The organism is Mesorhizobium sp. WSM4312 (genome assembly GCF_002294875.1).
Classification (GTDB): domain Bacteria; phylum Pseudomonadota; class Alphaproteobacteria; order Rhizobiales; family Rhizobiaceae; genus Mesorhizobium.
Window position 1 is genome coordinate 1 of sequence record NZ_NSFU01000023.1, and the last position, 18,432, is coordinate 18,432.

Consider the following 18,432-nt stretch of genomic DNA (forward strand, 5'->3'; position numbering starts at 1 on the left):
AGATGTGTATAAGAGACAGGATATGTAAAGGAGTAGTATCTGCCTCAGATGAGTATTATACATTATATAATACATCAAAATTCGATACAGATTTTGTGCGGCAAAGAGCTTTGGTAAATATGTCCGAAAATAGGGACTTGAAGTGGTATGCAAATCTAATTGGAATCACTTATGCAGCCGATAGCACAAAGTCGCAAGACAAAGAGGCCAGCCGCAAGCTGTTGAAAAAAGCTTTACTGTGGTTTACCGAATCTCTAAAATACGATAAAACTTTCTTCCCGGCGATGGCTAATAAAATTGACTCTGAAATAATTTTAGATAACTATTCTGATAGCTCGTTTGATGCGGGCGCCAATGAGCTTCTGAGAACATACTACATGTATCCTGGAAAAGAATACATAGGTTATGCCGGAATATTGTACTTTGAGGAAGTACTAGGCACACATGGAGGTAATATTATAATCAACAAGCAAAAATTGGATAAAATTGATTTATCTAGAGAATTTATTGAAAGAGAAATCGATCTATATGGCGGAGAACCCGTTCTATACGAGACTCTCTCTAGAATTTACGGCTTTCTCGGAAGAGCAGACATGAAGGAAAAATACGACTATTTGCTGGAATCACAAAGTTCAAATCGACGTTTGTAACTTTAATCCGCCGCCGGCAGCCGCCTGATGGTGAACTCGATCAAATCCCCCGGCCGCTCGAACCAGCTTTCGATCTCCGTCCAGTAGGCTTGCTTGGGAAAGCGCTCGAACCATTCCTTGGCCTTGAGCCGCGCATCGGAGCGCGGCAGGACGAAGGTCTCGCGCAGAAAGCCGTCGCGCGGCATGCGTGCGCGCTCGGTCCGGCTCTGATCGAGCCTCTTCCTCAGGCCATCCAGCGGCGGTCTTGCCGGGGTGCGCACCAAACAACTCCCTGCACCTGGCACATGCCCCCGAAAGGATCATGCGCAAAAGCAAAGTGACTTGACCCTGTCCCCTAAGAGATTAGGGATCGCGCCGGCAAAAGACGAGTCATTTGTAGGGGCGGGCCACCCCGCAACCGGAGACGGCACTTTGGAACGACCTGAAATACCCGCTGGCCTGCCCGCCGACATTGAAGAGAAGAAGATGAAGGCGCGCCTGTGGTTCGAGGCGCTGCGCGAACGCATTTGCGGCGCTTTCGAGCAGATCGAGCAGGATCTCCAGGGCCCCCTCGCCTCATGGTCGCCGGGCCGTTTCGAAAAGACGCCGTGGGAGCGTGACCAGGGCAAGGGTGGCGGCGGCACCATGTCGATGATGCATGGCCGCGTCTTCGAGAAGGTCGGCGTCCACACCTCGACCGTCTACGGCGAGTTCTCGCCCGAATTCAGGAAGCAAATGCCCGGCGCCGAGGAAGACCCGCGCTTCTGGGCCTCCGGCATCTCGCTGATCGCGCACCCCTGGAATCCCAACGTTCCGGCCGTGCACATGAACACGCGCATGGTCGTCACCTCGAGGCAATGGTTCGGCGGCGGCGCCGATCTGACGCCGGTGCTCGACCGCCGCCGTACCCAGGACGACCCCGACACTGTCGCCTTCCACCGCGCCATGCAGTTCGCCTGCGAAAAGAACGCCGCCGTCGCCGACCACCCGAAATTCAAGGCCCGGTGCGACGAGTATTTCTTCCTGCCCCACCGCAACGAGCCGCGCGGCGTTGGCGGCATTTTCTTCGACTGGCTGCATTCTGGCGAGGACAGAGGCGGTTGGAACGCCGACTTCAACTTCGTCCAGGACGTCGGACGCTCCTTCCTCGTCGTCTACGGCCACCTCGTGCGCGCCAATTTCAACGAGAACTGGACGGACGGCGACCGCGACGAACAGCTCATCCGCCGCGGCCGCTATGTCGAGTTCAACCTGCTTCACGATCGCGGCACCATCTTCGGCCTGAAGACCGGCGGCAATGTCGCCTCGATCCTGTCGAGCCTGCCGCCGGAGGTGCGCTGGCCGTAGGATCAGCCGGAGCAATTCCATTCTGGAATCGCGTCAAGTCGAGGAGACAGGGCGGGCGGTGCACGATGCTTTGATGCAACCAGACCGCTCCTCCCGTGTTATAGCTCTCGCCCCGCCCACGTCCGGGAATGGACCGTGGGCTAAAAAAGTCGCGGAGCCTCGACAGGCTCCCTGGAGGAAAAGGAGAAATCCGATGAAGCAATTCCACTGCGGCTCGCTTGTTCCCGGCTGTGAGTGGCACACCCGTGCCGACGAGGAAGCCGAAGTGATGCGCCGTGCCGTCGAGCATATGCGCGAGACGCATGGCGAGACGACCATCCGCGAAACCATGATCGAGGCGATCCGCTCGCGCATTGAAAAAGTCCGCGACGCCGCCTAGGCTTTGGCCGGCCTGCTTTCGCCAGCGTTAGCAACCAGCCGCGTTGGCGCTTCGAGATCGGGGCGCCGCCGCGGGCGCCTCGGAGCCGGACCCTACGGGGTCAAAAAATCACATTTGCATCAGCTAAAATAAACCACGCGGTAACCGAACCCGTGCCACCGTCCCGAGGATAACCCGGCCACAGTGGGCTGCCAGAGGAGCCCGTCGCCACCAGGCGCTGATCCGGAATCAGGTGGGCGAGGTGTTTCGCGCATGCGCGAAAAGTCCGGCAGTCGAGTGAGGTTCCGCACGATGGCGCTCCTGCTGTGCGCGCTCATCGGGGCGTCGCCGGCAGCCGCCCAGGACATGACGACATCGTTGGTCGACATACATCAGGGCTCGCCGCTCAGCGACCGCGCGAGGAGCCTTGGCAATGGCGGCTACGAACTGCAGAACGGGACCTTTGTCTCGTTCAACCAATGGTACCGGGCAAACTGGGTCGACATGCATGTGGACCTGCTCACCCAGATCACGGAGGATACCGGCATCCTTTGGGGCTTTGGGACCGGAGAAGAGGGCGTGAAGTATCGGATCGAGCCAAGCCTCAAGCTTGGGTTCCTCACCCAGATGCATCCGAACCCGAACAGCACTCTTTCCCTTTCGCTCACTACGACCATCGGCGGCAAGCTTACCGAAAAGTCCTGCGAAGCCGATTACGGCGATTTTGGCACCTACAGCGTCAATTGCCGGCTCGCGGCCAGCCGGATGGCGCCTGAGGAAACCTTGAAATATCTGGTTAACGCTAAACCGGAGAGCCAGCACATCTGGCTGAATTACCGTGTAACTTTCTGATCGCCGGGAGGATGCAAATGAAAATCATCTCGCCCCGAAACTCGCGATCACCCGTCTTGGTTCTTGTTTGAACGGAGTAACAGCATGTCAGGGAGTTGCTTCAAATTCGGCATCGCCACGGCTCTCGCCATCCTGTCGGCGCCGATGGCATCGGCACAGGAGGCCGTCAATGCGGACGAGATGGCCGCGCTGTGCCACGGCGGCGGCCTGTCCACATGCGTGAGCGCAACGATCCCGGTCGCGGGCACGCAAGCAGTGCAGCGGTGGATGAGCCCCGAAATTGGCGCGGCGTGGGCCGCCGGATACAAGGGCAAGGGCGTCACGATTACGATCGTCGACGATTTCTCCAGTACATCGCGGTTCTCCGGCAATTTCGGTGTTGGGGTTCAAACCCAGCGCCACGGTGAATGGACGCGTGAGGAAGCCGGCATGATCGCGCCCTTGGCGACCATCAGGTCGAAGGACTTCTCAACCGGTTCGGCCGTCGGCCTTGCGCCCGGCCTGAACGTGCTCAATCTGAGCTACGGCATGTACGCCAGGGCGGGCTACAGCTCGAACCAGATCGGCTGGGCCCCGGAGGAAGCCTCCATCATCTCCTACGCCACCAGGGGGACGGCTGTCGTTTCGAAGGCCGCGGGCAACGATTCGGTCGCCGTGGGCGGGGTCACGAACGGCCAGCAGGACTATCTCGACCTTGCCCTGATCGGAAAACCATCCGCGATCTTCGTCGGCGCGCTGTCCACCAACGGCACGACGTCCAGCAAGGCCCAGCTTGCCTGGTATTCGAATACCGCCGGCTCCAATGCGCTGGTGCAAAGCCACTTCCTCGTGGTTGGTGTCGATGGAAGCAAGACAGGCCTTTATGGCACCTCCTTCGCCGCGCCGATCATTTCAGGATATGCGGCGATCATCGGCAGCAAGTTCACCACGGCCACGGCGACCCAGATCACCAACGATCTGCTCAACACGGCTCGTACCGACACGCTGGTCAACTACAGGGCCTCGGTCTACGGCAAGGGCGAGGCAAGCCTTTCGCGCGCCCTGGCTCCCACGGCGATCAGGTAGGAGAGCGACCTTTCGCCCGGTCAAATCGTCGCCTCGGCTATGCCTTTTGATCGGCACGGTCGTCCGGGCAAGCTCCAGTCTAAGTTTCAAGCGCCTTCGCGGCGCGGTCCAGCAGCGTGCCGCGATCGGCGGCAAATCCCGCCTCGATCCATTCCGTTTCGAGGTTCTTGAGGATTTCGCCCAGCTTCGGCCCTGGCGTGGCGCCGAGCGCCGTCAGATCGGCGCCTTTCAGCGGAAACACCGGTTTTTCCCATTTGAGCGCGAAGGCCAGCAGGCGCGAAAAGCCGCCGGCTTCGAGCAGCGCGTCATTGTTCTCGACGGCGCGCACCCGGGCTCCGGCAAGCGATAGCCGCAGGCGGTCGACAACCCCTTGCCGGTCGCCGCGATAGAGCCTTTTCGCCAGTTCGCCCTCGGTCGTCTTCGGCTCGACCGCCGTCGAGAGCGCCCAGTAGCGCAAACGGTCCAATTCCGCGGTCGAAAACCTCAGCCGCTCGGCCAGCGTCTTCATGCGCGCGGCATCCGGCGGCACGATCGCCTCCAGCCGCAGCATCGGATCGGCCGCCCAGCCCAGATCCTTCTCGGCCTTGGTCAGCCCGTGGATGGCGTCGATGCCCCATTTCTCGCTTTCCGGCAGCGCGGCGGTCAAGACGCCGGCCTGCCGCATCCACAGCAGCGCCCGCGACGGATCAGGCGCCGAAAGCAGTTTCTTCAACTCGGACCAGACGCGCTCCGCCGAAAGATGGGCCAGGCCTTCCTTCAGCCGGGCGCAGGCCTTCAGCCCCTCGGCATCCGGCCGGCCTTCGCCATACCAGGCGAAGAAGCGGAAGAAGCGCAGGATGCGCAGATAATCCTCACGAATCCGTGCTTCCGCATCACCGATGAAGCGCAGCCGCCGCGCCTCGATATCGGCGATGCCGCCGACCAGGTCGACGATGGAGCCATCCGCGTCGGCGTAGAGGGCGTTGATGGTGAAGTCGCGCCGCTCCGCATCCAGCTTCCAGTCGCGCCCGAACGACACTTTGGCGCGGCGGCCGTCGGTCTCGACATCGGCGCGCAAAGTGGTGATTTCATAGGGTTTGCCGCCGGCGACCACCGTGATGGTGCCGTGCTCGATGCCGGTCGGCACCGGCTTGAAACCCTCCGTCTCGGCGCGGCGGATGATTTCCTGCGGCAAACAGGTGGTGGCGATGTCGACATCGGCGACCGGCTGGCCCATCAGCGTGTTGCGCACGGCGCCGCCGGCGACACGCGCCTCTTCGCCGCCTTCAGCCAGGGCGGCAAGCAGGCGCTGCAAATGCTTGTCGGCGAGCCAGTCGGCCCTGCCCGCGATCGAAACACTCACGCATAGAGCCTTTCATAGAGCGTGCGGATGATCCCGGCGGTGACGCCCCAGATGCGGCGGTCGCCATAGGGCATGTCGTAGAAGAACCATTCGAGATCGTTCCACATGCGGCTGTCCCGCTTGTGATTCACCGGGTCCATCAGGAAGCGCAGCGGCACTTCGAAGGCTGCATCGACTTCGTCGGCATTCAGGGCCAGCTGGAAGCCGGCCCGCACGATGCCCAGTACGGGAGCGATGCGGTAGCCGCTGCCGGCGACATAGTCGGGCATGCGGCCGATGATCTCGATGCGGTCCTGGTCAAGGCCGATCTCCTCGAAGGTTTCGCGCAGCGCCGCCGCCTCCGGGCTGGCATCGGTCGCATCGATGGTGCCGCCGGGAAAGGCCACCTGCCCCGAATGGTTGCGCAGCTTTTCGGCCCGTTTGGTCAGCAAAACCGTCGCCTCGTCTTCGTGATCGACCACCGGGATCAGCACCGCTGCATTGCGCAGCACCTTGCCCTGGTTGAGGCGCGGATGACCCGGATTGAAGCGATGGTCGCCATAGTCGTCGCCGGCATGCGCCTCTGGCTGCGCGGCGAAGCGCGCGCGAAAATCCGCCGACGAAAACGGCATCAGTGACAGGCGATCCATCATGCGCTCAGCCGCTTCAACTGGTCCGCCGGCATGATCGCAAACACCGCGCCCTTCGAGCGCACGGCAAACATCGCCTTGCCGCCGATCTCGATCTCCTCGCCATGTCCGACCAGCTCGTACATGACGGGCCGCCCCACCAGCGCTTCCAGCCTGCCGCGCACCAGCACATAGGGCTTCAGGCCCCCGGTCTCGTTCTCGTCGACGAAACGCAGCGGCCGTTCCGGTCCGGCCTCGACCACGTCGCCGACATTGGTGCGGAAGGTGATGATCTGTTCGTCGCCACTGCCCGAAACATCCATTTCGACGGCGATGAACGGCGCATCGGCGACGCGGATGCCGACCTTTTCCACAGGCGTCACCAGATAGGTCCTGCCATCCGCGTCCTTGCGCAGCACCGAGGAGAAGAGCTGCACCAGCGGCATGCGACCGATCGGCGTGCCGAGATAGAACCAGGTGCCGTCGGCCTTGATCTCCATGTCGAGATCGCCGCAAAAGTCGGGATTCCAGCGCTCGACGGGCGCAGCGCCCTTGCCGGCATGCGCCGCGCGCGAGATCAGCGCCTCCAGGCCGCGCGCCTCGGTTGCCTGCGTAAGGCTTTGTTGGCGATGTTCGTCGTGTTCCGTCATCGTCACGAAATAGTCACTGTTGTTCCGCTTGTCAGCCTAAGTCTGTGATTTAAGTTCGGCCATAGGCGCCACGCGAGGCCGAATCGCGGCAACCTATGATATGGTGCGGGCCGGTATTTCCAAGCGAAGGGATCGAGCCGAATGAGCGTGATGGTCAAGGAAAGCCCGATCAGCGAAACGGACATGATCGCCGAGGCCGAAAAGGCACTGGCAGACATTTCCAGGATCCGCGACGGGGTCGGCCGGGTGATCTTCGGCCAGGAGAATGTCGTCGAGCGCACGCTCGTGGCGCTGCTGGCCGGTGGCCATGCGCTGCTGGTCGGTGTTCCCGGCCTTGCCAAGACCAAGCTGGTCGAAACGCTGGGAATCGTGCTCGGCCTCGATTCGCGCCGCATCCAGTTCACGCCCGACCTGATGCCGTCCGACATCCTCGGCTCCGAGGTGATGGAACAGGACGAGACCGGCAAGCGCTCCTTCCGCTTCATCTCCGGCCCGATCTTCGCCCAGTTGCTGATGGCCGATGAGATCAACCGCGCCTCGCCGCGTACCCAGTCGGCGCTGCTGCAGGCCATGCAGGAATACCATGTCACCATCGCCGGCGCCCGCTATGACCTGCCCGCACCGTTCCATGTGCTGGCGACCCAGAACCCGCTGGAGCAGGAAGGCACCTATCCGCTGCCAGAAGCCCAGCTTGACCGCTTCCTGATGCAGGTCGACATCCTCTATCCCGAAATCGAGGCCGAGCGCCGCATCCTCCTGGAAACCACCGGCATCGAGGATGCCAAGGCGCAGAATGTGCTGCAGCCGGCTCGATTGAAGGAAATCCAGACGCTGATCCGCCGCATGCCGGTGCCCGAAAGCGTCGTCGAGGCGATCCTCACTCTGGTGCGCTCGGCCCGTCCAGGCCAGGGCAATGCCGATACCGACAAGCATGTCGCCTGGGGCCCCGGCCCGCGCGCCAGCCAGGCGCTGATGCTGTGCACGAGGGCGCGGGCGCTCTATGACGGGCGCCTGGCGCCCTCGGTCGACGATGTGCGGGCGCTGGCCGAGCCGGTGTTGCAGCACCGCATGGCGCTGACTTTCGCCGCCCGCGCAGAAGGCACCAGCGTGCGCGACGTGGTGGCGAAGCTTGTGAAAGGGATTTGATGGCGCGCATCGGCGAGGTCCAGGCCCCGGCAGCAACGCGCGACGCGCTCGCCCGTGGCCGGTTGCGGGCTTCGCTGGTGCCCGACCTGCTGGTCGAGGCGCGCCGCATCGTCAACACCGTGATCGCCGGCTGGCATGGCCGCCGCAAGCGCGGCATCGGTGAGAATTTCTGGCAGTTCCGGCCCTATGTCGAGGGCGATTCCTCGCGTATCGACTGGCGTCGCTCGGCCCGCGACGACCACACCTATGTGCGCGACCGCGAATGGGAAGCCGCCCATACGGTATGGCTGTGGGCCGACCCTTCGCCGTCCATGCTCTACAAATCGACCGGCGCCAGCGTCTCCAAGCAGTCGCGCGCGCTGGTGCTGGCGCTGGCCATGGCCGAACTGTTGTCGCGCAGCGGCGAACGCATCGCCTGGCCGGGCCTGACCGATCCATTCACCGCCCGCAACGGCGCCGAGCGCATCGCCGCCCAGCTGATGCATGCCGGCGACTTGCCAGCCAAGCCTGACCTCACCGACATCAGGCGCTTCTGCGACATCGTCATCGCCAGCGATTTCCTCGACCCGGTCGAGGAGACGATGGAATGGCTCGACGTGCTCGCCCGCCACGGCGTGCGCGCCCATCTGATCGAGGTTGCCGACCCGGCCGAGGAAACCTTTCCCTATGCCGGCCGCACCGAATTCACCGATCCCGAGACCGGCGAAAAGCTGACCGCCGGACGCGCCGAGATGCTCGGCGACGAATACCGCCTGCTCTACACCGCCCGCCGCCAGGAGCTGGCCGGCTGGTGCAAGCGGCTCGGCTGGAGCTTTACCGTCAACCACACCGATCGGCTGGCGTCCGACGCGCTGGTGCGCCTGCACATGGCGATGACAGCCGATGGCGGCTATGCCGGTAGCGGTCGTACCGGTCAGCCTGGAAAGGCGGTCGCATGAGCTGGCTGCCGCTCTCCTTTGGCGCGCCCATGGTGCTGTGGGGTCTGCTGGCGCTCCCGGTGATCTGGTGGCTGCTCAGGCTGACGCCGCCCAAGCCGCAGGCCGAGATTTTCCCGCCGCTGAAGATCCTGGCACGCGTCTTGAAGCGCGAGGAAACGCCGCATCAAAGCCCTTGGTGGCTGACGCTGCTCAGGCTGCTGATGGCGGGCCTCATCGTCGCGGCCCTGGCCGAACCGGTCTTCAACCCGCGCGAAAAGCTGCCGGCCGAGGGCGCGGCCCTTGCTCTGGTCATCGACAATGACTGGGCGAGTGCCGCCGACTGGAACAAGCGCGTCGCCACCGCCGAGCGGCTGATCAAGGATGCCGGCTCGAACGGCGTGCCGGTCATCATCGCGTTTACCGCCGAAAAGGCCAATGCGGAGATCGGCCCCTTCGATGCCGCCGCCGCGCTCGACCGGCTGCGCGCCGCCAAGCCGCGGCCGATCCCGACCGATCGGCCCGCCGTCTATGCCCGCGTCGCCGGCGTGCTGGAGACCTTGCCCGGCGCCAGCGTCGCCGTGCTGGCCGACGGCCTCGCGGCCAAGGGCGACGAGGCCGCCTTCAACACGCTGTTGTCGAAGAATGCGGCACGCGTGGTTTGGGCAACGGCCGATCGGCTTTCGCTGACCGGCCTCACCGCCGCCGACAACCAGGTCGACGGTTTTGCGCTCACCGCCATCCGCGCGCCGGGTGACCCGGCACCGGCGCAGGTCACCGCCGGCGCCTTCGACGACAAGGGCCGCCGCATCGCCGATGCGACGCTGACCTTCGCGCCCGGCGAAGCCACCGCCACCGGCACCATGGCGGTGCCGTTCGAGCTGCGCAACGACTTCGCTTCGATCGCCCTCGACGGCGAGCGCCAGGCGGGTGCAGTGCGCGTGCTCGACGAAAGCTCCAAGCGCCGCCGCGTCGGGCTGTTATCGCAGGCCGAGGCCGACCAGGCGCAGCCGCTTCTGTCACCGCTCTATTACATCAGGCGCGCGCTGCAGCCCTTCGCCGATCTGGTCGAACCCTCCAGCGCCGATCTCGCCGACGCCATCCCGCAGATCCTCGACCAGAAGCCGGCGATGATCATCATGGCCGACATCGGCACCATTCCGGCGCAGGTCCGGCAGCGATTGGTCGACTGGGTCGACAATGGCGGCACGCTGGTGCGTTTCGCCGGCTCGCGGCTGGCCGCTGCAGGCAATGACGACGATCTGCTGCCGGTCCGCCTGCGCACCGGCGAGCGTTCGCTGGGCGGCGCACTGTCCTGGACCTCGCCGCAGCCGGTCACCGAATTTCCCAAGGCCGGTCCTTTCGCCGATCTGGCGCCGCCTACGGAAGTCACAGTGAGCAGGCAGGTGCTGGCCGAACCGACACCCGATATCGTCGAGCGCACCTGGGCCGCTCTTGCCGACGGCACGCCGCTGGTCACCGGGCTGAAGAAAGGCAAGGGCACGCTGGTGCTGTTCCACGTTACGCCCGAGGCGACATGGTCGAACCTGCCGATCTCGGGCAGCTTCGTCGAGATGCTGCGTCGCATCGTGCAGCTGTCGCGCAACCAGGGCGCGGCGATCGCCAATGCCGAAGCCGCCGCCACATCGCTGGCACCCTACCGCATGATCGCGGCCGACGGCTCGCTGGTGCCGCCGACGCCGGATGCACGGCCGCTGGTGCCGAGCGCCGGCGCGCGGGTGACCTTGGAGAACCCGCCCGGCCTCTACGGCTCGGAAACCGGCGTCTTCGCCCACAATTTGCTCGATGCCGCAAGCACCTTCGTGCCGCTGGCGCGCCCGCAACTCACGGTTCCGGTCACATCAATCCAGTACGCCTTCGATGAATCCCGCAATCTGAAAGGTTCGCTGGTCACCGCCGCCCTGTTGCTGATGCTGCTCGACACGCTGGCGGTGTTCTGGATGGGCGGGCTGTTCGCGCGCCGGCGGCGCCGTGCCGGCGCTGTGGCCACCACCGCTGCGATCCTGATCGCACTTGGCGCATTGTTCGGCCATGCCGATTTCGCCCGCGCCGACGACGCCAAGCCGGGCGACGAGGCGGCCATCACGGCGATTTCGAAAACCCGCATCGCCTATGTGCTGACCGGCGTGCCGGGCGACGATTCGATCAGCCGTGCCGGGCTCGAGGGCCTGACCCGCTTCCTGATCGAGAAGACCGCGCTGGAACCCGGCGAGCCGGCCGGCGTCGACATTGCGAAGGACGAACTGTCCTTCTATCCGCTGATCTACTGGCCGATCGATCCGGCCGCCCCCATGCCGAGCCAGGCCGCGATCGCCTGTATCGACGCCTATATGCAACAGGGCGGCACGGTACTGTTCGACACGCGCGACCAGTTCGCCAACGGCATCGGCGCCGATTCGACCAGCCCGGCGACAGAGCGGCTGCGCGACATCCTCGGCAACCTCAACGTGCCGCCGCTGGAGCCGGTGCCGTCGGACCACGTGCTGACCAAGTCCTTCTTCATCCTGCCGGAGTTCCCTGGCCGCTTCGCCGGCAGCCCGCTCTGGGTCGAGGCATCGCTCGACGCCAGCAACGCCGACAACCGGCCGGTGCGCACCGGCGATGGTGTCTCGCCGATCATGATCACCGCCAATGATTTCGCCGGCGCCTGGGCCGTCGACGAGAACGGCGACCCGCTGCTGCCGACGGTGCCGGCCGACCCGATGCAGCGCATCTATGCGCTGCGCGCCGGCGTCAACATCATGATGTATATGCTGACCGGCAACTACAAATCCGACCAGGTGCATGTCCCCATTCTGCTTGAACGGCTGGGGCAGTAACCAATGAACTGGTCGATCTCCTTCGAACCGCTGATCTCCTGGCCATTGCTGGCCCTCGTGCTGGTACCGCTGGCGCTGCTGGCGCTTGTCGGCCTGTGGTTTCGCCAGCGCGGCGGTGTCCTGCGCTTCATCGCCCTGCTGGCGCTGGCCGCCGCCCTGTTCAACCCGGTGTTCCTCAACGAGGAGCGCGAGCCGCTGAAAAGCGTCGTCGCGCTGATTGTCGACCGCAGCCAGAGCCAGGACATCGGCGACCGCACCAGGCAGACCGATGAAGCGCTCGCCGGACTGCAGCAGCGTCTAGGCCGCTTCAAGCAGTTCGACGTCCGCGTCGTCGAGGCCGGCAAGTCCGATGCCGCCGAGGAGCGTACCGAAACACGGCTGTTCGGCGCGCTGGAAGGCGCCTTGCGCGACGTGCCGCCGTCGCGCATCGGCGGCGCCATCATGATCACCGATGGCGAGGTGCACGACGCGCCCCCGGGCGCGCCCGACTTCAACGCCCCGCTGCACGCCTTGATCACCGGCAACGACCACGAAAAGGATCGCCGCATCCGCTTCGAGAACGCGCCGCGTTTCGGCATCGTCGGCAAGCCGCTCGACATGACCTACCGCGTCATCTCGACGGAAAACGAAGCCGGCCCGGTCGATGTGCGCGTCTCGGTCAATGGCGAGCAGGTCGCGGTCGAGCATGCCACCGTCGGCCAGGCCATGCCGCTGCAGGTGACCATTCCGGGCGCCGGTCGCAACATCATCGAACTCGCCATCGACCGCGAACCCGGCGAACTGACCGACACCAACAACCGCGCCATCGCTCTGGTCGACGGCATCCGCGAGAATTTGCGCGTGCTGCTCGTTTCGGGCGAACCGCATGCGGGCGAGCGCACCTGGCGCAATCTGTTGAAATCGGACGCCTCGGTCGATCTCGTCCATTTCACCATTCTGCGGCCGCCCGAGAAGCAAGACGGCACGCCGATCAACGAATTGTCGCTGATCGCCTTCCCGACGCGCGAACTGTTCGTCGAGAAGATCAAGGATTTCGACCTCATCATCTTCGACCGCTACCAGCACCGCGACGTGCTGCCGATCCTCTATTACGACTACATCTCCGAATATGTCGAAAAGGGCGGCGCGCTGCTGATCGCCGCCGGCCCCGAATATGCCGGCGAGTCTTCGATCGCACGCACGCCGCTGATGTCGGCTTTGCCCGCCATGCCGACCGGCGAAGTGCTCGAAAAGGCCTTCTATCCGCGCCTCACCGACCTCGGCCAGCGTCATCCGGTGACGCGCGGCCTCGACGGTTCGGCCACCGAGCCGCCGCACTGGAGCCGCTGGTTCCGCACCATTGGCGTGCAGAACCCGCAAGGCGAGGTGGTGATGAAGGGCGCCGACAACCGGCCCCTGCTGCTGCTCGATCGCAAGGGCGAAGGCCGTGTCGGCATGCTTTTGTCCGACCAGGGCTGGCTGTGGGCGCGGGGCTTCGAGGGCGGCGGTCCGCACGTCCAGCTCTATAGGCGCATCGCCCACTGGCTGATGAAGGAACCCGAGCTCGAGGAAGAGCGGCTGACCGCCGAGGGACGCGGCATGGTGCTGGAGATTCGCCGCCAGACCATGGCCGACGATCCAGGCTCCGCTCAGATCATCACGCCTTCAGGTAAGACGGTGACCGTCAAGCTCGATAAATCCGAGCCCGGCGTCTTCCTCGGCAGCGTCCAGACCAATGAGATCGGCCTCTTCCAGGTCGCCAATGGCGATCTCACCGCGCTCGCCCATGTCGGGCCGGTCAATGCGCCGGAATTCGCCGATGTCATCTCCACCGAAAACCGGCTGAAGGCACCGGCGGAAGCCACCGGCGGCAGCGTGCGCCGGCTGGCGTCATCGACGGCCCTTGGCAGCGACGTGACCCTGCCGTCCATCGTGCCGGTTCGCTCGGCCGGCGATGCCTCCGGCAGCGACTGGATCGGCCTGCGCACCACCGACGACAGCGTCTTGAAGGCCGTCTCGCGCGTGCCGCTGTTCGGCGGCTTCCTCGGCCTCGGCCTGCTGCTCCTGGCGATGGGATCGATGTGGTATCGCGAGGGACGGTAAGCTTCCCTTTTCCCCGGTTTCACGGGTGCCCGAAGGGCGGATGAGGGGCGGCGCTGACCTCTGAAGCATTGATGCTAATCAGGCGTTGGCGCCAAAGCTGTCCGCGCTTTATGTCAAACGGCACCTGCCGAGGCCCCGTTGCCTGCGGCAACTCCCCAGCGTTCGTGACCTTTCATCGTGCCACTGGCACGATGAATTCGCCTGTGGCGAACCGATCACTCACTCCTCCGGCTCGGTCGTGAACAGCAGCGGGTAGCCCTTGGCCTTGCCGGCGTCGGTGGCTCGCGTCGCCTTGGTCTCGGCGACATCCTTGGTGAAGACCGCGACCACGCAGACGCCGCGCCGGTGCGCGGTGATCATGATGCGGTGCGCCTGATCCTCGCTGAGCTTGAACTCGCCCTTCAGCACCGTCACCACGAATTCGCGCGGCGTGAAATCGTCATTGATGAGGATGACCTTGTAGAGCTTCGGCCGCTCGGTCTGCGGCTTGACCTTGGTTCGCGGTTTTGTGGTGATTTCTGGCATCGGAACCGACAGTTTCGCGATCGGGCTTTACCCGGTATTTTGCCACGGGCGGCAGCGATCGTCCATTTTGAGTGGCATGCGGGCGGCCGGCGGGCCGGCCCGGTCATTGGCAATCATGTGGGAAATTGTCGGGCGCCGTTCAACGGCCCTGGCGGCCGAAGATACGGCGGTTCGCGCCGGCATCCGCCCGGCGCTCCACCCAGGCCGCGATCAGCCATCCGACAACGCAGACCAGCGTCACGGCAAGCAGCACGATCAGCAGCCACGCCTGGACAGGCGTGATGTAGTCCCAGTTGCTGGAAATTATCGGCGCGAACAGCGAGGGCTCGGTGCGGCTACTGGCAGGATCGGGCACGGGGCTGGCGGTGAGCAGAATCAGCCCCCTGGCGACACCGGTGGCAACCAGGCCGCCGATCACCATCGAACGCAAAATGGACGAAAGCCGCTTCTTCATGCGGATTGTCCTACACGACCGGCGTTGCAAACGGGTTAAGCACGATCGAGATGCGCGGCTGCAAGCCGCCGGTGTTCAGCTCATCGACCATGCATTCGGCGCAAGGCCGCCCCAGCCGGTTGCGGCGGGGCGGCCTTGCTAGAACTGACCTCGAAACTGATCAGGGCTTCTTGGCAGCAGCCTTCGGGGCCGCCATGGCGGGGGCTGCCTTCGCGGGGGCCGCCTTGGCAGGGGCCTTCTTGACCGGGCACTTGTGCTTCTTGGTCACCTTGCAGGCGCCCTTCTTGGCAACCTTCTTCGGAGCAGCCTTGGCCGGTGCGGTGGTCGTCGCGGCAGCGGCCGGAGCTGTGGTCGTGGTGGCGGCAGCCGGGGCAGCGGTCGTGGTGGCGGCAGCGTTGCCAAGAGCCGGCATCGAGAAGGCAAGAGCAACGGAGAGACCGAGGGCCGACAGGAGGGACTTTTTCATGGCTTCATTTCCTTTTTATGCGGGTCGATTTTGAGCGTCACTGGACCGGGTCGTTCGGTGTCACTCCAAGCAGCTTCAAAGCGTTGGCGAGCATCCGGATGCCCTGTGCCTGTTTCTTGGCAGCACAATACCGGTTGCCCTTTCTCTGAAGTGCCTTTGCCGCGGTGACCTGCGTTGCCGTGGCATGGGTTTCGAGGGCTTCATCAAATTGGTGGCTGAGATTGGCGCACCGTTCGCTCCGGGTGAGCGGCGCCTTTGCGTCCGATTGTCCAGCAGCGGCGGTGACCAGGCCAAGGCCCAGCAACGCACCCAACAAACTGATCGACAAGCTTGGCATTGGTTTTTCCGTGAACCCGGAGATTTTGCGTCGCAGCCGGTAATCTGACCGCCACGGCACCGTTATGCCGCCCTACCTTTTCAGGAGTTTTTCCCAATTGTAGAATTTTGTTTCTGGATTGTGTCTGTCCCGCCCGCCTCATGCGTATCGTCCAAATCGGTCCCGATTTTGGGAACCGCACGCATGGAAACAGAGAGCTTCAGCACGGCCATCGCTTTCCATGTGGAGAAGGCTGAATTCGTTCTCCCTTGAAAAGCAAGGCACTGGCCAACATATGGCCCGAATTCTATCGTGTGGCTCACCTGCCAGGAATGACTTGGCCGGCAATCGAGACAGGGCACCTCGTGAAATCCGACGCACACATATTGATCGTCGACGACGACAAGGGCATCCGCGACCTGCTTCAGGAATTCTTCCAGAAGCGGGGCCTGCACACTTCAGTTGCCGCCGACGGTACCGAGATGGAGGCCGTCCTGCGCCGCGCGCAGGTGGACCTCATTGTGCTCGACGTGATGTTGCCCGGCAAGAGCGGGCTGGAACTATGCCGTGACCTGCGCGCCCAGTATACGACACCGATCATCATGCTGACCGCCGTCACCGAGACCACCGACCGCGTCGTCGGCCTGGAGATGGGTGCCGACGACTATGTGCCCAAGCCCTTCGACCCGCGCGAACTCCTGGCGCGTATCCGTGCCGTGCTGCGGCGCAATGGTACTTCCGAACCGAAACGCGCCACTACCAAGCAGATCTACCGTTTCGCCGGCTGGACGATGGACTGTTCGCGGCGCCGGCTGACCGCGCCCGACGATGTCAGGGTCGAGCTGACCATGGCCGAATTCAACCTGCTGCAGACCTTCGTCAAGAGCGCCCAGCGCGTGCTGACCCGCGACCAGCTCATCGAGCTCTCCGGCGGCGACAGCGACTATTCCTTCGACCGCAGCATCGACATCCTGGTCAGCCGGCTGCGGCGCAAGATGGAAGATGACCCGAAAACGCCGAAACTGATCCTGACGGTGCGCAGCGGCGGCTACCAGTTCCTGCCCGAGACGACCTCCGAATGAGACGTTTCCTGCCGCAGACCTTGCCTGTCTGGGTGCTGCTGATCGTCATTGCCGGCCTGCTGATCAGCCAGGTCGCGACCCTCTATATCGTGTCGCGCGACCGCGCCGCCGCCAATGACGTGGTCGACCTCTACCGGCTCAACGACCGCGCGTTCTCCTTGGTGCAGCTGATGAGCGGCGCCACGCCCGAGGAGCGCAAGGCAACCGCGGCGGGCCTGTTCAACTCGACTTACGCCCTTACCGTCTCCGACACGCCCGCCGTCACCTCCTCTATCGCCGGCGACGACGAACTGGCCGAACTCGAGGACATTCTCGTCGGCCGGCTGTCGAAGTTCGGCATCACCGATGCGCGCGTGCGGCGCGATCCGGCAACGCGTGAGGCCGACGACGCCAGCGGCACCGCATCCGGCCCCGATATCGGCCAGGTCGAGCGCGACCTTCTGGTGCTCGCCGCCGATTTCGCCCAGAGCGACAAGCTGACGGCCTCCTTGCGCTTCGCCGACGGCCAGTGGCTGAACTTCACCGAGCCGATCACGCCCGTCGGCCCGATCCTGAGCTTCGACAGCCTGCCGCTCTATTCGCTGATCGCCGGCCTGGTGGTGATCATGTCGATCTGGTCGCTGCGCCGGCTGACCGCGCCCTACCGGATGATGGAAACCGCCGTGAACCGGATCGGCAAGGACCTGAAAAGCCCGCCGATCGCCGAGTCGGGCAGCCGAGAGGTGCGGGCCGCCGCCAGGGCGATCAACGCCATGCAGAAGAGGCTGCGCGAATATGTCGAGGACCGCGAACATCTCGCCGCGGCACTCGCGCATGATTTGCGCACGCCGATGACACGCATGCGGCTGCGGCTCGAACTGTTGCGCAAATCGGCGGTTCGCGAGGCGCTGGCGCATGATCTCGCCGATGTCGAGAGCATCGCCAGTTCAGTGATCGACTTCGCCACTTTCGAGGTGAACGAGGAAAAGACCGAGCGCATCGACTTCTGGTCGCTCGTGGAATCGATCGCCGACCCCTATCCGGAAGTCTCGTTCGACAATGACGACACCCGTTCTCGCGGCCTGATCTGCATCGCGCGGCCGGTGGCACTCAAACGCTGCGTCACCAATCTGGTGCAGAACGCCGTCACTTACGGCAAGAAGGCGCATCTCAGCCTGCACCGCTCGGACGGCACGATCACGCTCACCATCCGCGACGAAGGGCCTGGCATACCGCAGGCACAGATCGATGCCGTCTTCGGCTCCTTCGTGCGCCTCGAACAGTCCCGCAACCGCCAGACCGGCGGCCTTGGGCTGGGCCTAACCATCGCCCGCAACATCGCGCGCGCCGCCGGCGGCGAGATCCGCCTGTCCAACCATCCGGACGGTGGGCTGGTAACGGAGCTGCGCCTGCCATTGGCGGCCTGACGCAGGTCGCCTCGGATGTGTTCCCGTTTTGCCGTTTTTCAACGGATGACGGCGATCTTCCATGCCAGCAGGGCAACTATCGCTGCGCCGCTGAAGAGGGTCGCCCAACCATGCCGCCCGAATGCATGCAGGACAAGGACTGCGAATGCGGCAATGATGGCTGCGAGCGTCCCTTCGATATAAAAGAGCTGATTTGCACTCAGTTGCGTGCCGCTCGCACCGCCGATCCTGAAAAACTCCAGGATCGATCGCATCGCAATCACGAGCAGTACCCCGAGCGCAGTTTGCGCGGTCCGCGGTTTAGACAGCCAACCCAAAATCCGCTCCAAAGCGCCTTTTCCTGATAGTTG

General features: G+C 64.1%; 20 protein-coding genes. 11 read left to right on the forward strand and 9 right to left on the reverse strand.

The window, feature by feature from the left end:
• Positions 1-650 (forward strand): hypothetical protein (locus tag CK228_RS29510; RefSeq protein WP_210202906.1); only part of this gene is annotated, 650 nt, incomplete at its 5' end.
• Between the two features lie 2 nt (positions 651-652).
• Here the strand turns inward: CK228_RS29510 and CK228_RS29515 are convergent.
• The gene (locus tag CK228_RS29515) at positions 653-910 is read right to left on the reverse strand and encodes a hypothetical protein (protein WP_095790147.1); all 258 of its coding nucleotides are present in this window, start codon (positions 908-910) and stop codon (positions 653-655) included.
• Between the two features lie 151 nt (positions 911-1,061).
• Between CK228_RS29515 and hemF the strand changes: the two genes are divergently transcribed.
• From hemF to CK228_RS29535, 4 genes are all read left to right on the forward strand, one after another.
• The gene (gene hemF, locus CK228_RS29520; RefSeq protein ID WP_095790105.1) at positions 1,062-1,976 is read left to right on the forward strand and encodes an oxygen-dependent coproporphyrinogen oxidase; all 915 of its coding nucleotides are present in this window, start codon (positions 1,062-1,064) and stop codon (positions 1,974-1,976) included.
• A gap of 193 nt (positions 1,977-2,169) precedes the next feature.
• Positions 2,170-2,355 carry a DUF1059 domain-containing protein gene (locus CK228_RS29525; protein WP_027047304.1) on the forward strand — a complete coding sequence of 62 codons (186 nt, stop codon included), beginning with the start codon at positions 2,170-2,172 and terminating at the stop codon, positions 2,353-2,355.
• Between the two features lie 252 nt (positions 2,356-2,607).
• Complete coding sequence (locus CK228_RS29530) at positions 2,608-3,186, forward strand: hypothetical protein (protein WP_095773513.1); 579 nt, start codon at positions 2,608-2,610, stop codon at positions 3,184-3,186.
• Positions 3,187-3,270: 84 nt separating this feature from the next.
• Positions 3,271-4,251 carry a S8 family serine peptidase gene (locus CK228_RS29535; protein WP_095790106.1) on the forward strand — a complete coding sequence of 327 codons (981 nt, stop codon included), beginning with the start codon at positions 3,271-3,273 and terminating at the stop codon, positions 4,249-4,251.
• Positions 4,252-4,330: 79 nt separating this feature from the next.
• Here CK228_RS29535 and CK228_RS29540 read toward each other — a convergent pair whose 3' ends face one another.
• The 3 genes from CK228_RS29540 to CK228_RS29550 are packed head-to-tail and all read right to left on the reverse strand — an operon-like array spanning position 4,331 to position 6,851.
• Positions 4,331-5,593 (reverse strand): CCA tRNA nucleotidyltransferase, encoded by a 1,263-nt coding sequence (locus CK228_RS29540; RefSeq protein WP_095790107.1) that lies wholly within the window; start codon positions 5,591-5,593, stop codon positions 4,331-4,333.
• Positions 5,590-6,222 (reverse strand): CoA pyrophosphatase, encoded by a 633-nt coding sequence (locus CK228_RS29545; protein ID WP_095773510.1) that lies wholly within the window; start codon positions 6,220-6,222, stop codon positions 5,590-5,592. Before CK228_RS29545 ends, CK228_RS29540 begins: the two co-directional genes overlap by 4 nt.
• Positions 6,222-6,851: a DUF1285 domain-containing protein gene (locus CK228_RS29550; RefSeq protein WP_095790108.1), complete on the reverse strand. Its 630-nt coding sequence runs from the start codon at positions 6,849-6,851 to the stop codon at positions 6,222-6,224. Before CK228_RS29550 ends, CK228_RS29545 begins: the two co-directional genes overlap by 1 nt.
• A gap of 141 nt (positions 6,852-6,992) precedes the next feature.
• On the opposite strand from CK228_RS29550, the gene CK228_RS29555 reads away from it, so the two are divergent.
• From CK228_RS29555 to CK228_RS29570, 4 genes are read left to right on the forward strand one after another with little or no spacing between them, the layout of a single operon-like run.
• Positions 6,993-7,997: a MoxR family ATPase gene (locus CK228_RS29555; RefSeq protein WP_095773508.1), complete on the forward strand. Its 1,005-nt coding sequence runs from the start codon at positions 6,993-6,995 to the stop codon at positions 7,995-7,997.
• Positions 7,997-8,935: a DUF58 domain-containing protein gene (locus CK228_RS29560; protein ID WP_095773507.1), complete on the forward strand. Its 939-nt coding sequence runs from the start codon at positions 7,997-7,999 to the stop codon at positions 8,933-8,935. The genes CK228_RS29555 and CK228_RS29560 overlap by 1 nt, the downstream gene beginning before the upstream one ends.
• Positions 8,932-11,751, forward strand: coding sequence for a DUF4159 domain-containing protein (locus tag CK228_RS29565; RefSeq protein WP_095790109.1), 2,820 nt, complete (start codon positions 8,932-8,934; stop codon positions 11,749-11,751). Before CK228_RS29560 ends, CK228_RS29565 begins: the two co-directional genes overlap by 4 nt.
• 3 nt (positions 11,752-11,754) lie before the next feature.
• Positions 11,755-13,833, forward strand: coding sequence for a hypothetical protein (locus tag CK228_RS29570; RefSeq protein WP_095790110.1), 2,079 nt, complete (start codon positions 11,755-11,757; stop codon positions 13,831-13,833).
• 219 nt (positions 13,834-14,052) lie between these two features.
• Here the strand turns inward: CK228_RS29570 and clpS are convergent, their stop codons facing one another.
• The 4 genes from clpS to CK228_RS29590 form a co-directional block, all read right to left on the reverse strand.
• Entirely contained in the window at positions 14,053-14,358 is a 306-nt protein-coding gene (clpS, locus tag CK228_RS29575; protein WP_010911143.1) for an ATP-dependent Clp protease adapter ClpS, read from the reverse strand.
• Positions 14,359-14,497: 139 nt separating this feature from the next.
• The gene (locus CK228_RS29580; protein WP_095790111.1) at positions 14,498-14,812 is read right to left on the reverse strand and encodes a hypothetical protein; all 315 of its coding nucleotides are present in this window, start codon (positions 14,810-14,812) and stop codon (positions 14,498-14,500) included.
• A gap of 160 nt (positions 14,813-14,972) precedes the next feature.
• Entirely contained in the window at positions 14,973-15,278 is a 306-nt protein-coding gene (locus tag CK228_RS29585) for a hypothetical protein (protein ID WP_095773503.1), read from the reverse strand.
• Positions 15,279-15,315: 37 nt separating this feature from the next.
• The gene (locus CK228_RS29590; protein WP_095773502.1) at positions 15,316-15,615 is read right to left on the reverse strand and encodes a hypothetical protein; all 300 of its coding nucleotides are present in this window, start codon (positions 15,613-15,615) and stop codon (positions 15,316-15,318) included.
• Between the two features lie 344 nt (positions 15,616-15,959).
• Here CK228_RS29590 and CK228_RS29595 point away from each other — a divergent pair, with 344 nt between their 5' ends.
• Positions 15,960-16,676, forward strand: coding sequence for a response regulator transcription factor (locus tag CK228_RS29595; protein WP_095773711.1), 717 nt, complete (start codon positions 15,960-15,962; stop codon positions 16,674-16,676).
• Positions 16,673-18,082: an ATP-binding protein gene (locus CK228_RS29600; protein WP_095790112.1), complete on the forward strand. Its 1,410-nt coding sequence runs from the start codon at positions 16,673-16,675 to the stop codon at positions 18,080-18,082. The genes CK228_RS29595 and CK228_RS29600 overlap by 4 nt, the downstream gene beginning before the upstream one ends.
• 38 nt (positions 18,083-18,120) lie before the next feature.
• On the opposite strand, the gene CK228_RS29605 is transcribed toward CK228_RS29600, so the two are convergent.
• Positions 18,121-18,411 carry a hypothetical protein gene (locus CK228_RS29605; protein WP_095790113.1) on the reverse strand — a complete coding sequence of 97 codons (291 nt, stop codon included), beginning with the start codon at positions 18,409-18,411 and terminating at the stop codon, positions 18,121-18,123.
• Between the last annotated feature and the right edge of the window lie 21 nt (positions 18,412-18,432).

Bases quoted from the DNA above. Each gene is read 5' to 3' on its own strand.
- CK228_RS29525 (WP_027047304.1), top strand. From the start codon at position 2,170: ATGAAGCAATTCCACTGCGGCTCGCTTGTTCCCGGCTGTGAGTGGCAC.
- CK228_RS29530 (WP_095773513.1), top strand. From the start codon at position 2,608: ATGCGCGAAAAGTCCGGCAGTCGAGTGAGGTTCCGCACGATGGCGCTC.
- CK228_RS29535 (WP_095790106.1), top strand. From the start codon at position 3,271: ATGTCAGGGAGTTGCTTCAAATTCGGCATCGCCACGGCTCTCGCCATC.
- CK228_RS29545 (WP_095773510.1), bottom strand. From the start codon at position 6,222: ATGGATCGCCTGTCACTGATGCCGTTTTCGTCGGCGGATTTTCGCGCG.
- CK228_RS29550 (WP_095790108.1), bottom strand. From the start codon at position 6,851: ATGACGGAACACGACGAACATCGCCAACAAAGCCTTACGCAGGCAACC.
- CK228_RS29555 (WP_095773508.1), top strand. From the start codon at position 6,993: ATGAGCGTGATGGTCAAGGAAAGCCCGATCAGCGAAACGGACATGATC.
- CK228_RS29560 (WP_095773507.1), top strand. From the start codon at position 7,997: ATGGCGCGCATCGGCGAGGTCCAGGCCCCGGCAGCAACGCGCGACGCG.
- CK228_RS29565 (WP_095790109.1), top strand. From the start codon at position 8,932: ATGAGCTGGCTGCCGCTCTCCTTTGGCGCGCCCATGGTGCTGTGGGGT.
- CK228_RS29570 (WP_095790110.1), top strand. From the start codon at position 11,755: ATGAACTGGTCGATCTCCTTCGAACCGCTGATCTCCTGGCCATTGCTG.
- clpS (WP_010911143.1), bottom strand. From the start codon at position 14,358: ATGCCAGAAATCACCACAAAACCGCGAACCAAGGTCAAGCCGCAGACC.
- CK228_RS29580 (WP_095790111.1), bottom strand. From the start codon at position 14,812: ATGAAGAAGCGGCTTTCGTCCATTTTGCGTTCGATGGTGATCGGCGGC.
- CK228_RS29585 (WP_095773503.1), bottom strand. From the start codon at position 15,278: ATGAAAAAGTCCCTCCTGTCGGCCCTCGGTCTCTCCGTTGCTCTTGCC.
- CK228_RS29590 (WP_095773502.1), bottom strand. From the start codon at position 15,615: ATGCCAAGCTTGTCGATCAGTTTGTTGGGTGCGTTGCTGGGCCTTGGC.
- CK228_RS29600 (WP_095790112.1), top strand. From the start codon at position 16,673: ATGAGACGTTTCCTGCCGCAGACCTTGCCTGTCTGGGTGCTGCTGATC.